The 12,382-nt window shown below is 69.7% G+C and carries 12 protein-coding genes; 9 read left to right on the top strand and 3 right to left on the bottom strand.

The genetic code is table 11. The features are described 5' to 3' along the window. Position 1: 1 nt before the first annotated feature. The 3 genes from moaA to LAO51_06110 form a co-directional block, all read right to left on the bottom strand. On the bottom strand, positions 2 to 970 hold the full coding sequence (gene moaA, locus LAO51_06120) for a GTP 3',8-cyclase MoaA (GenBank protein ID MBZ5638319.1): 969 nt from the start codon (positions 968 to 970) through the stop codon (positions 2 to 4). Between the two features lie 94 nt (positions 971 to 1,064). After that, positions 1,065 to 1,523, bottom strand: a complete 459-nt coding sequence (locus tag LAO51_06115) for a hypothetical protein (protein MBZ5638318.1) — start codon at positions 1,521 to 1,523, stop codon at positions 1,065 to 1,067. After that, on the bottom strand, positions 1,523 to 3,106 hold the full coding sequence (locus tag LAO51_06110; GenBank protein ID MBZ5638317.1) for an L-glutamate gamma-semialdehyde dehydrogenase: 1,584 nt from the start codon (positions 3,104 to 3,106) through the stop codon (positions 1,523 to 1,525). Before LAO51_06110 ends, LAO51_06115 begins: the two co-directional genes overlap by 1 nt. Before the next feature lie 313 nt (positions 3,107 to 3,419). Here LAO51_06110 and LAO51_06105 point away from each other — a divergent pair, with 313 nt between their 5' ends. The 9 genes from LAO51_06105 to LAO51_06065 all read left to right on the top strand — a co-directional run. Next, positions 3,420 to 4,193 (top strand): hypothetical protein, encoded by a 774-nt coding sequence (locus tag LAO51_06105; protein MBZ5638316.1) that lies wholly within the window; start codon positions 3,420 to 3,422, stop codon positions 4,191 to 4,193. 19 nt (positions 4,194 to 4,212) lie between these two features. Next, positions 4,213 to 4,746, top strand: a complete 534-nt coding sequence (locus LAO51_06100) for an NAD(P)H-dependent oxidoreductase subunit E (protein ID MBZ5638315.1) — start codon at positions 4,213 to 4,215, stop codon at positions 4,744 to 4,746. After that, positions 4,739 to 6,622 carry a 4Fe-4S binding protein gene (locus LAO51_06095; protein MBZ5638314.1) on the top strand — a complete coding sequence of 628 codons (1,884 nt, stop codon included), beginning with the start codon at positions 4,739 to 4,741 and terminating at the stop codon, positions 6,620 to 6,622. The genes LAO51_06100 and LAO51_06095 overlap by 8 nt, the downstream gene beginning before the upstream one ends. A gap of 19 nt (positions 6,623 to 6,641) precedes the next feature. Next, positions 6,642 to 8,627: a (2Fe-2S)-binding protein gene (locus LAO51_06090; protein MBZ5638313.1), complete on the top strand. Its 1,986-nt coding sequence runs from the start codon at positions 6,642 to 6,644 to the stop codon at positions 8,625 to 8,627. A gap of 2 nt (positions 8,628 to 8,629) precedes the next feature. After that, positions 8,630 to 8,830, top strand: a complete 201-nt coding sequence (thiS, locus tag LAO51_06085) for a sulfur carrier protein ThiS (GenBank protein ID MBZ5638312.1) — start codon at positions 8,630 to 8,632, stop codon at positions 8,828 to 8,830. A gap of 47 nt (positions 8,831 to 8,877) precedes the next feature. After that, complete coding sequence (locus tag LAO51_06080; GenBank protein ID MBZ5638311.1) at positions 8,878 to 9,681, top strand: substrate-binding domain-containing protein; 804 nt, start codon at positions 8,878 to 8,880, stop codon at positions 9,679 to 9,681. Further along, on the top strand, positions 9,678 to 10,361 hold the full coding sequence (locus LAO51_06075; GenBank protein ID MBZ5638310.1) for an ABC transporter permease: 684 nt from the start codon (positions 9,678 to 9,680) through the stop codon (positions 10,359 to 10,361). Before LAO51_06080 ends, LAO51_06075 begins: the two co-directional genes overlap by 4 nt. Further along, on the top strand, positions 10,358 to 11,473 hold the full coding sequence (locus LAO51_06070) for an ABC transporter ATP-binding protein (GenBank protein ID MBZ5638309.1): 1,116 nt from the start codon (positions 10,358 to 10,360) through the stop codon (positions 11,471 to 11,473). The genes LAO51_06075 and LAO51_06070 overlap by 4 nt, the downstream gene beginning before the upstream one ends. Further along, positions 11,470 to 12,382, top strand: a 913-nt coding sequence (locus tag LAO51_06065; protein MBZ5638308.1) for a ThiF family adenylyltransferase, incomplete at its 3' end; no start/stop codon positions are given. The genes LAO51_06070 and LAO51_06065, both read left to right, overlap by 4 nt.

Raw genomic sequence — 12,382 nt, 5'->3', positions numbered from 1 at the left:
CTCATCCTCCGATCTGGGACATCCCGCGCCCGAGGTTCCCGGCGACGTCGGGCCGGCCGGCCGGCTTCTCCGCGACGGCTTCTCGCAGGAGCTCCCGGAGCCGCTCGCGATCGGGCACGGGCCGGAGCGCGGGCTTGAGATCGATCTCGCGAACGTGGAAGAGGCAGAGGCGAAGATGGCCGTCCGCGGTCAGCCGTAGCCGGTTGCAGCGGTCGCAGAAATGGTCGCTCACCGCGGCGATGAAGGCGAAGCTCCCGGGGGCCCCGGGCAGGCGAAGCGCCCGCTCCGCGGGGCCGTGGCCGGGCGGCCTCGCCGCTTCCTCGAACGGTCCGTGCGCCTCGAGCTTGTCGCGGAACGCGGCGGCCGGCACGAACCACCGGTCCGAGGGGACGGGCCCGATCGGCATGTACTCGATGAACCGCACCACGACCGCGTGGCGGCGGGTGAGATCGAGGAACGGGCCCGGATCGTCGTTGACGCCGCGCAGAAGCACCACGTTGATCTTCACCGGATCGAAACCGGCGGCGACGGCGGACTCGACCCCGGCGAGCGCCTCCGCGAGATCCCCGCCCCGCGTGAGATCGCGGTACCTCGCGGGATCGAGGCTCGTGAGCCCGATGTTGATGCGGGCGAGACCCGCCTCCCGCAAAGGTCCGGCCAGCTCCTCAAGGAGGATGCCGTTCGTGGTGAGGGAGAGGTCGAGGAGCCCCTCGAGCCCGGCGAGTTCGCGAACGAGCGAGACGATCCCGCGGCGCAGCAGCGGCTCGCCGCCGGTCACCCGCGCGCTCGTGATCCCCTCCTCGACCGCGACGCGCACGAGGGCCTGGATCTCCTCGTAGCTCAGGACCTCGCGACGGTCGAGGAGCGGGACGCCCTCCTCCGGAAGGCAGTACCGGCAGCGGAGCTGGCAGCGGTCCGTGACCGAGATCCGGAGGTGGCGGATCGTCCGCCCGGCCGAATCGACGAGCATCAGTCGTCCTCCGCGCGCGGCGCCTTCCCGATACTAGCAGGTCGGTCGCGAGGCTCGGGAATCGCGCCGAGACCCCGGCCCCCCGGCGCGGCGGTCAGCCCTCGTCAGAGGCGTCGAGCACCCGACGGTGGAGGAAGGAGTAGTGCCGCCAGGCGCCCGGCATGTGCGAGCCGATCGACGCGACCACCGTCGCCGCCAGGTACCACTCGAGCCGTGCGGACGGGAGGAGCGCGCCGGCGCCGAGAAGGGCGAGCTTCAGGAGCGCGGCCACGCCGCTCCCCTGGTAGAGGATCGCGAAGCTCTTCCCGAGATCGATGCCCAGGAGCACGACGCCGCTCAACGCCGTGATCGCCATCGGCGCGACCAGGTCGCGCGCCGGGGCCCTCCACGCCACCCCTCCGAGCACGAGGGCCATGGCCGCGATGTGCACGGTGCGGGCGCCGATCTGCCACGCCCGCGCCCCCCGGAGCGCGCGCGGCGGGTGGCGGAAGAGAACGCCTCGCGGCTCCGGCGGCGGACCGCCCGCGCGGGCAGGCCGCCGGCCCGATGCCATCAGACCCCGATTCCGGGGAGGCGCGAGACGGTGGTCCGCTCGGAGGTCGTCTTGCCCTGGGTGAAGTTCATGAGGTAGTCGGGGCCGCCGGCCTTGGAGTCGGTCCCCGAGAGGTTGAATCCGCCGAACGGGTGCACGCCGACCAAGGCGCCGGTGCAGCCTCGATTGATGTAGAGGTTGCCGCAGTGGAACTCGCGCTTGGCGCGGTCGATCCGCTCGATGCTCGACGAGAAGAACGCCCCGGTCAGCCCGTAGCGCGTGTCGTTCGCGGTGTCGAGCGCCTCGTCGATCCCGTCGACGGTGATGACCGCCAGCACCGGCCCGAAGATCTCCTCCTGGCCGAGGAACGAGCGCGACTCGACCCCGTCGAAGATCGTCGGGGCGACGAACCAACCGGGACGGTCCATGGCGTGCCCGCCCAGGACGAGGCGCGCCTCCTTCCTGCCGGTCTCGATAGCCTCGAGGATCTTCGCGTGCGCCCCCCGGTTCGCCACGGGCCCCGTGAAGACGCACGGGCCCTCCCAGGGGTCTCCAGCCGGTAGCTTGCCCGCCTTCTCGACGAGCATCTCGACCAGCCGGTCCTTGACGCGCCGGTCGACGATGGCCCTCGAGCACGCCGAGCACTTCTGTCCCTGGAAGCCGAACGCGGAGCGCACGATGCCGGCGGCCGCGGCGTCGAGATCGGCGGTCTCGTCCACGACGATCGCGTCCTTCCCGCCCATCTCCGAGACGTACCGGGTCATCCATCGCCGTCGCGGATCCGGCCGGGCGGCGATCTCGTGGATCCTCAGGCCGACGTCCGCGGACCCGGTGAACGAGACGAAGCGGATCTCGGGGTGCGTGACGAGATGGTCCCCGATCTCGCCTCCCCCGCCCGGCACGAGGTTGATCACGCCGTCGGGGATCCCCGCCTCGCGCGCGAGGCTCACGAGCTTCGAGGCGATCACGGGGGTGTCCGAGGAGGGCTTGACCAGAACCGCGTTGCCGCTCACGACCGCGGCGGTCGTCATGCCGGCCAGGATCGCGAGGGGGAAATTCCAGGGCGAGATCACCGCGCCCACGCCCAGCGGGATGTAGTAGTAGCAGTTGTCCTCGTTCGGGAGGCGGGTGAGCGGCTGGAACTGGAAATGCCTGAGCGCCAGCCGCGCGTAGTACTCGCAGAAGTCGATCGCTTCGGCGATCTCGGCGTCGGCCTCGTACCAGTCCTTGCCGATCTCGTAGGCGAGCAGCGCGACGAAGTCGAACCGGTCGCGTCGGATGAGGGCGGCGAGGCGAACCAGCGTCTCGGCCCGCGCCTCGGGATCGGTGCGGGCCCAGCCGGTCCAGGCCTTCTTCGCCTCCGCGATCGCCTCGTCGACTTGGGCACGCGTGCAGCTCGCGACGTGGCCGACGACGAGATCGGGGCGCGCCGGGCAGACCGACGCGATCCACTTCCCGCTCTCGACTTCCCTCCCGCCGATGATCGCAGGGTACCGCCCGTCGAGGCGCCCCTCGAGCGCCCGGATCGCCCGCTCGGCGCCCCTGGCGTTCTCCTCCTTGCCGTAGTCGCGAATGGCATCGTTCGTGAATCGGCTGCAGAACATGGAGTCCTCCACGGCGGGAAACGAAAGCGGACAGTTTACTCTTCTTTCGCACTCGCGTCACGGCGCGACGGAAGCGGGGACCGCGCTCACCGCGCGGGACGAATGGGGACTCGAGCAGTCCGAATTTGCGCCCATTTCGGAGGAAAACGCGATGCGCGCGGCACGGCGAAACCCCGCGCCGTGTGGCATACTACCCGGCCCTAAACCGAAGCGAGCGGCTGGATGCGGACGGCCATGCGCTGTGCGCGCATCGTCACGCGAAATCCCACGCAGTCGCGTAATAGTCCGCAGCCGAGCGGAGAACGGAGACGCGATGGAGCTCATGGAGATGAGGGCCGCCCACCGGCTGCTCGCCTCGTTCGACTACCCGTCGGGGCACGTGGAGCGCGGCTACGCGGGAAGGACGCTTCACGTCGACCTCACGGAGAACCGGATCGAGGCCAGGCCGGTCACCCAGTACATGAAGGACGTCTTCACGGGCGGAAAGGGGTTCGACCTGTACTTGATGTGGAAGTCCATCCCGGGCCCCATCGCGTGGGACGACCCGCGGAACGGGCTCTACTTCTCCGCCGGTCCCCTGGGCGGCACGCCCTACTTCTCGGGCTCGGGCAAGTGCCTCGTCACGGGGATCTCCCCGACGACCGGCTCCGTGATGGACTCGAACGTGGGCGGGCACTTCGGGCCGCTGCTCAAGTTCGCGGGCTTCGACGCGCTGGAGGTGAAAGGGAAGGCCTCGGAGTTCGTGCTCCTCGTCATCGACGGGGACGAGCACCGGGTGACGATCGAGACGGCGCCGCACGAGGCGTTCAACAGCTATGACGTCGCCCGGCAGCTCCACCGCATGTACGCGAGGAGCCCCGAGGAGATGCAGAGCCTCTCGGTCGTCTCCGCCGGCCAGGGCGCGCTGCACACCCTGATCGGCTGCCTCAACGTCTCGTTCTACGACTGGAAGCGCAGGGAGCCCCGTCTCAAGCAGGCGGGCCGGGGAGGCCTCGGCACCGTGATGATGGACAAGAAGCTCAAGGCGATCGTCGCCAAGTCGGTCGAGAACCGTCCCCGCTGGTCCCTGGCGGTCGAGGCGCCCTGAGCGCGACAGGAGTCCTTCCATGGGATGCGCGGTTTGCCAGGACATGCTCGAGGTCGACGCGATCGTCGACGGGTGGGGTGCCGATGACGAGTTCGTCATCGAGATGCTGCAAGGGGTGCAGGGACGGTTCCGCTACCTGCCCCAGGCGGCGCTCGAGCGGATCTCGGAGCGCACCGGCGCCGACATGGGCCGGCTCTACCACATCGCCACGTTCTTCAAGGCCTTCTCCCTGGAGCCCCGCGGGGAGATCGCGATCCAGGTCTGCACCGGCACGGCCTGCCACGTCCAGGGCTCGGCCCGCGTGCTCGACGCGTTCAGCCGCGAGCTCGACGTGAAGCCGGGCAAGAGCACGAGCGACCTCAAGTTCAGTCTCGACGGCGTCCGGTGCCTCGGCTGCTGCGGCCTGGCGCCGGTGGTGACCATCGGGTCCGAGCTGATCGGCGGGGTGGACTCCTCCAAGGTCGCCCGCCTCCTCAAGAAGCACGGCAGGTCCGCCGCCGGCTCGACGAGGAAGACGGCCAAGGCCGGGGCGGAGGAGGGAGCCAATGCCTAGGGCGACGCTCGACAACCTCGATGCCCTGAGGGAGCAGGCCGAGCAGGGCCACGCCGCGTACCGGGCGATGCTCATGGTCTGCGCCGGGACCGGCTGCGTGTCGGCCAAGTCGCTGCCGATCCGCGACCTGCTTCGGGAGGAGATCGACCGCCGCGGGCTCGGGAGCGCCATCAAGGTCGTCGCCACCGGCTGCAACGGGTTCTGCGCGCACGGACCGATCTGCGTGGTGGAGCCCGAGGGGGTGTTCTATGAGCGGCTCGTGGCCTCCGCGGTGCCGGAGCTGATCGAGTCGCACTTCGTGAAGGGCAAGCCCCTCGAGAAGTTCCTGTACCGGAAGAACGGGAAGGAGCGTCCGATCCCCCTGGAGAAGGACATCGAGTTCTTCGCCAAGCAGCAGTGCCTCGCCCTCAGGAACCGCGGCAAGATCGATCCCGAGGACATCGCGGACGCCATCCGCGCCGGCGCCTATCGCGGGATCCACAAGATCCTCGAGCAGGGGACCGAAGGCGACGCGATCGTGGCGCAGATCATCCGGTCCGGCATCCGCGGGCGGGGCGGAGGAGGGTTCCCGACCGGGCTCAAGTGGAAGACCTGCCTCGAGGCGGCGCAGAGGCGCGCCGTCCGGCCGTTCGTCGTCTGCAACGCCGACGAGGGCGACCCCGGCGCGTTCATGGACCGCAGCATCGTCGAGGCCGATCCCCACGCGGTCCTCGAGGGGATGCTGATCGGCGCCCGGGCCGTCGGCGCGACGGAAGGGTTCGTCTACATCCGACTCGAGTACCCGCTGGCCCTCGAGCGGCTTCGCAAGGCGATCGCCGAGGCCCGCGCATGGGGGCTCCTCGGGAAGGGGATCCTGGGCACCGACATGGAGTTCGACGTCAGGATCCACCAGGGGGCGGGCGCGTTCGTGTGCGGCGAGTCCACGGCGCTGATGGCCTCGATGGAAGGCCGCCCCGGCGAGCCGCGCGCCAAGTACGTCCACACGGTGGAGTACGGCTACCGCAACCAGCCCACGGTCCTCAACAACGTGGAGACCTGGGCCAACATCCCGCAGATCATCCTGCGCGGCCCGGAGTGGTTCGCGTCGATCGGCACCGGGGACGTGTCGGAGTCGCCGTGGAGCGGCAGCTCCGGAACGAAGGTCTTCTCCCTCGTCGGGAACGTCAGGAACTCCGGGCTCGTCGAGGTCCCGATGGGGATCACGCTCCGCGAGATCGTGTTCGACATCGGCGGCGGGATCCCCGACGGGCGCACGTTCAAGGCCGTGCAGACCGGCGGCCCCTCCGGCGGCTGCCTGCCCGCGTCGAAGCTCGACCTGCCGGTGGACTTCGACACGCTCGTCGAGGCGGGCTCCATGATGGGCTCCGGCGGCATGATCGTCATGGACGACCGGACCTGCATGGTCGACGTGGCGCGCTACTTCGTCGATTTCCTCTGCGACGAGTCGTGCGGCAAGTGCACGCCGTGCCGCGAGGGGCTCGTCAACCTCCGCGAGGTCCTGACCCGCATCACGCGGGGGGAGGGACGCGAGAGCGACCTTAACCTGCTCGAGGACCTGGGCGCGGTGCTCGCCGACGGCTCGCTCTGCGGGCTCGGCCAGACGGCGGCCAATCCGGTCCTGTCCACGCTCCGCAACTTCCGGGAGGAATACGAGGCCCACATCCACGACCGCCGCTGCCCCGCGGGAATCTGCAAGGAGCTGGTGAGGTACTCGATCGCCTTCGAGTGCACCGGGTGCGGGGCCTGCGTCAAGGTCTGCCCGACGAACGCCATCGCGGGCGAGCCGAAGAACCTCCACCTGATCGACGAGGTGCTGTGCATCAAGTGCGGAACCTGCATGGACGTCTGCACGTTCGACGCCGTGAAGGTCCGGTGAGGTCGAGAGGAAACCCCAGATGATAGAGGTCATGATCGACGGCAAGACGACCGAGGTCGCCCCCGGCACGACGATCCTCGCGGCCGCGAAGAAGCTCGGGATCTCGATCCCCGCGCTCTGCGACAGCGAGATGGTCGAGCCGTACGGCGCCTGCCGGGTGTGCAGCGTCGAGATCGACGAGGGGCGTCGCAAGCGCATCGTCACCGCCTGCAATTACCCGCTGAACAAGCCGGCGGAGGTTTCCACGGCGAGCGACCGAGCGCTCCGGGTCCGCCGGCTCGTCCTCGAGATGATGCTCGCCCGCTGGCCCAACGTGAGGGTGGTTCGGGATCTGGCGCTGGAGGCCGGTATCGACGGCGCGCGGTTCGTCCACCCGAGGCGCAACGAGAGCGAGCACGCCTGCATCCTCTGCGGCCTGTGCGTGCGCCTCTGCCACGAGGGGGTCTGGCACCGGATCCTCGCCTTCGAGGGGCGCGGCGACTCCCGCAAGGTGACGATGCCCTACGGGAAGCAGCCCAAGGAGTGCGTCGGCTGCATGCAGTGCGCCTCGATCTGCCCGACGGGAGCGATCCGGTTCACGAGCGACCCGAACCACCCCGTGGACGCCGAGCGCATCCGGCGGGCCGGCTCGGAGCTCACCCGGGAAGTGCTGGTGCTCGACAAGAGCCAGTGCCGCATGCGCGAGGCCGGCACGGCGCACCTCGTCGAGATCATGAACGACTACGATCTCCTCCCGGTGATGAACTACAAGTTCGGAGCGCACGCCGACACGCACAAGATCGCCTCGGACAAGTTCGTCAAGATCTTCTCCCAGGGGGTGGCCGACGGCTGCGCCCTCGGCTGCGACATGGCGTGCGCCAAGGCCGTGGAGGGCCACGAGCTCCGCACCGGACCCGACAAGGGCCAGAGCGTCCTGGTGGACGGTCCCGAGTACGAGACCGCCTCGGGCTGCGGCAGCAACATCGGGATCTTCGAGCCGTGGGCGATCGTGGAGATCAACTACTACTGCGACCACTACGGCGTCGACACGATCTCCTTCGGCACGCTGATGGCCTTCGTCATGGAGTGCTTCGAGGCGGGGATCCTGAACGAGGAGCGGACGGGCGGCATCGACCTTCGCTTCGGCAGTGTCGAGGGCACCCTCGAGGTGCTTCACCAGATGGGGCGCGGGGAGGGGTTCGGCCTCATCGCGGGGCAGGGGATCCGCCGGATGAAGCGGATCTTCGTCGAGCGCTTCGGCGCGGACCCGGCGTTCGTCCAGGACATCGGCATGGAGGCGAAGGGGCTCGAGTACTCCGAGTACGTGACCAAGGAGTCGCTGGCCCAGCAAGGGGGGTACGGGATCGCCCTCAAGGGGCCGCAGCACGACGAGGCGTGGCTCATCTTCATGGACATGGTGAACAAGCAGATCCCGACGTTCGAGGACAAGGCGGAGGCGCTCCACTACTTCCCGATGTGGCGCACCTGGTTCGGGTTGAACGGCCTCTGCAAGCTCCTTTGGAACGACGTCGAGCCGGAGGACAACGCCGAGTCCGGCGCGCCGGCGAAGGTGCCGAGGCACGTTCAAGGATACTGCGAGTTCGTCGCCGGGATGACCGGCCGCGAGGTCACCCCCGACGATCTCATCACCCAGAGCGAGCGGGTGTACAACTTCCAGCGGATCTTCAACCTGAAGATGGGCTACGGCCGGCGCCGGCACGACGCGATCCCCTACCGGTCGCAGGGGCCCGTCACGGCCGAGGAGTACCTCTCGCGCCAGGACCGGTACGACAAGCAGCTCCGGGAGGAGATCGGCGTCGATCCTGCGACGATGACCCTCGACGAGAGGCGCGCCGCGCTAAGGCGGCACCGCGAGGGTCGCTACCAGAAGCTCCTCGACGCGGTCTACAAGCGGCGCGGCTGGACGCCCGACGGGATCCCCACCCTCGCCAAGGCGCGCGCCCTCGGCATCGACAAGGTCGAGGGGCTCGTGGAGCTCCTGGCGGCGCACGGCGTCACGGAATAGCCATGACGCTCACGGTCAACGGCGAGCCGCATCCGTGGCGAGAAGGGCTCACGGTCGCGGCGCTACTCGAAGAGAAGACCTTCTCGTTCCCGCTCAAGATCGTCCTCGTGAACAAGCGTCTCGTCAAGAAGGGCGAGCAGTCCGCGACGCTTCTCGAGGACGGGGACGTCGTCGAGGTGGTCCACCTGATCGGCGGCGGCTGATCTCCCGAGTCCTCGACTCGATTCCGTCCCGAGGAGGGCTCATGACGATGCGCCCGATCGCGATCTCGGTTCTCGCGGCTCTCCTGCTGCTCCCGGCCTCCCACGCGGCGGACTCGCTGATCCTCGCCACCACGACCAGCACCCAGGACTCGGGTCTCCTGGACGTCCTCATTCCCGCCTTCGAGGCCCGATTCCCGATCAAGGTCAAGACGATCGCCGTCGGCTCCGGCGAGGCGATCGCGATGGGGCGGCGAGGAGACGCCGACGTCCTCTTGGTCCACTCGAAGGCGGCCGAGGACGCGTTCATGGCCGAGGGGTTGGGCTCGCTCCGCCTCGACGTCATGTACAACGATTTCCTGGTGGTCGGACCGCCCGCCGACCCCGCCGGGGCGAAGGGCCTCGAGGCCGCCGAGGCGCTCGAGAAGATCGCCGCGGCCAGGGCGACGTTCGTCTCCCGCGGCGACCAGTCCGGCACGCACGTCAAGGAGCTGGCCCTCTGGAAGAAGACGGGGGTCGACCCGGCGGGGAAGGACTGGTACGTCTCGACCGGCCAGGGCATGGGCGAGACGGCGCGCATCGCCTCCGAGAAGCGGGCCTACACGCTGATCGACCGGGGGACGTATCTGGCGATGAAGGCGAAGCTCGACCTGGCGCCCGTGGCGGAGGGCGACGAGGACCTCCTCAACTCCTACCGCGTGATCGTCGTCGATCCGGAGAAGCATCCGAAGACCCATGCCGCCGCGGCCCGGAGATTCGCCGAGTGGCTCGTCAGCCCCGGGACCCAGAAGATGATCGGCGAGTTCGGACGCGAGAGGTACGGCCGGTCCCTGTTCGTCCCGGACGCGAAGTGACCTCGATCGCGGAGGCGGTCCGTTCGGCCCTCGCCGTTCGCGGTGAGCTCGCCGGCATCCTCGCGCTCTCGCTCTTCGTCTCGGGCGCGGCGGTCGTCGCCGCCATGGCCCTCGGCGTCCCCGCCGGGATCGTCCTCGCGCTCCGCCGCTTCCCCGGGCGACGAATGCTGGTCACGCTGGTCAACACCGGGATGGGGCTTCCGCCGGTCGTGGTGGGGCTCTTCGTGTTCCTCCTGCTCGCGCGCTCGGGACCTCTCGGCGCGCTCGAGATCCTCTACACGCCGTGGGCGATGATCCTGGCCCAGATCGTCATCGCCACTCCCCTCGTGACCGGCATCACGCTGGCCGCGATCCAGGGACTCGACCCGCGCGTCCACCTGCAGATCCTCTCGCTCGGCGCCTCGAGGCTCCAGGTCCACTGGAAGCTCGTCCAGGAAGCGCGGCTCTCGCTCGTGGCGGCGCTCGCGGCGGGGTTCGGCTCGATCATCTCCGAGGTCGGCGCCGTCATGATCGTGGGGGGGAACATCAAGGGGCAGACGCGGGTGATGACCACGGCGATCGTCCTCGAGACGCGGCAGGGGGAATTCGCGGCCGCGGTCGTCCTCGGCGTGATCCTGCTGGCGCTGACCATGCTGTTCAACTGGCTGTTCACCTGGATCCAGCAGAGGCAGAAGGGATGAGCCTCCTTCGCCTCGAGGACGTCGGGGTCTCCGTCTCGGGCCACCCGATCCTGGACCTGCCCGCGCTGGGCGTGGAAGAGGGGGAGATCCACGTCGTCCTCGGCCCGACGGGCGCCGGCAAGAGCACGCTCCTGCGCGTGATGAACCTGCTCCAGCGGCCGGATCGCGGAGCGATCTTCTGGCGGGGCGAGAGGATCCCGTGGCCCGCTCCCCTCGCGCTGCGCCGCCGCATGGCGATGGTCTTCCAGTCCCCGCTGCTCTTCTCCGGCAGCGTTCTCGACAACGTCGCGTACGGCCTCAAGATCCGCGGGGAGCGGGGGGCGCGCGCCCGCGCGAAGGCGGAGGCGATGCTGCGTCGCATCCACATCGATCATGCGGCGCGTCAGCGGGCCTCGACGCTGTCCGGAGGCGAAGCGCAGCGGGCCGCCATTGCCCGTGCGATGGTGCTCGACCCCGATCTCCTCCTCCTCGACGAGCCGCTCTCCGCCCTCGACGAGCCGATCCGCGAGCACCTCCTCGAGGAGCTCCGCCAGATCGTCCGGGAGCGGCGGATCACCTGCGTGTACGTGACCCACGAGCAGTCCGAGGCCTTCGCCCTCGCCGACCGGATATCGATCCTGGGCGTAGGGAAGCTGCTTCAGACCGGGGCACCGGAAGAGGTCTTCTACCGCCCGAGTGGACGCGCCGTCGCGGAGTTCCTGAAGACCGGGAACATCCTCTCCGGGGAGATCGTCGCCCGTGACGGAAACCTCGCGCGGGTCCGGATCGGCGGCCGGACGTTCTGGGCTTCGTCCGATCTCCCGCCCGCGAGCCGCGTGCTCGCCTGCATCCGACCCGAAGAGATCCATCTGACCCGGAACGGGGACGCGGGCGCCAACCGGCTCGACGGCACCGTGACCGCGCTCCTCAACGGGGGGCCCACGATCAAGATCGAGATCGACTGCGGCTTCCCCGTCTCGGCCCTGGTCACGCGAAGGACGGTCCGGGAGCTCGACCTCCGGCGCGGCGAGCGTGTCGGCCTCGCCTTCGAGCCGGTGACCGTGCACTTGATACCGGACGAGGAGACGCAGAGTATGGCCGCGGATCCGTCGACCGGGAGGCTTCCTCCATGACCCTGAGCGGCGACGAACGGTACTCGCGGCAGGTCCTGTTCTCGCCGATCGGCGCGGAAGGCCAGGAGCGCATCCGCGCCGCCCGCGTGCTTCTCGTCGGGTGCGGCGGCCTGGGCGGCGAATCGGCGAGCCTGCTCGCGCGCGCCGGGGTCGGGCTCCTCAGGATCGTGGACCGCGACGTCGTGGACCTCTCGAATCTCCAGCGGCAGGCCCTCTTCGACGAGGAGGACGCCCGCGACTCTCTGCCGAAGGCGGTCGCCGCGGCCCGCCGCATCGGTCGGATCAACTCGGACGTCGCCGTCGAGCCGGTCGTGGCGGACGTCCACGCCGGGAACATCCTCGGCCTCCTCTCCGGCATCGACCTGGTCGTGGACGGCTTCGACAACTTCGAGGGTCGGTTCCTCCTCAATGACGCGTGCGTCCGGCAGGGCTTGCCCTGGGTCTACGGCGCCTGCGTCGGCGCGTCGGGGGTCAGCACGCTCGTCGTCCCGGGGCGGACGGCTTGCCTCCGCTGTATTCAGCCGGACCTGCCGGCGGCCGGAGCGGCGCCCACATGCGACACGGTGGGGATCCTCGGACCCGCCGCCCACCTCGTCGCGTCGCTCCAGGTCGCGCAGGCGCTCCGCTGGATCGTGACCCGGGAGGCGCCCGAGCCGGCGGTGCTCCTGAGCGCGGATGTCTGGACCCCGAGTCTGCGCCGGACCGACCTGCCCCCCCGCGACGCGCTGCCGCGATGTCCGTGCTGCGTCGAGCGCCGGTTCGAATTCCTCGACGCGGCCACGAGCCCGGCCGAATCGCTCTGCGGGCGGGACGCCGTCATGGTGCGCTCCCTCGCCGGGTCGCCGCCGAGCTTCCCCGAGATCGCGGCGAGGCTCAGGCCCCTCGGCGAGGTCCTCGTCAACGCCTTCG

Source organism: Terriglobia bacterium, assembly GCA_020073205.1.
Lineage (GTDB): Bacteria > Acidobacteriota > Polarisedimenticolia > Polarisedimenticolales > JAIQFR01 > JAIQFR01.
This window is presented reverse-complemented; position numbering and strand designations above follow the sequence as displayed.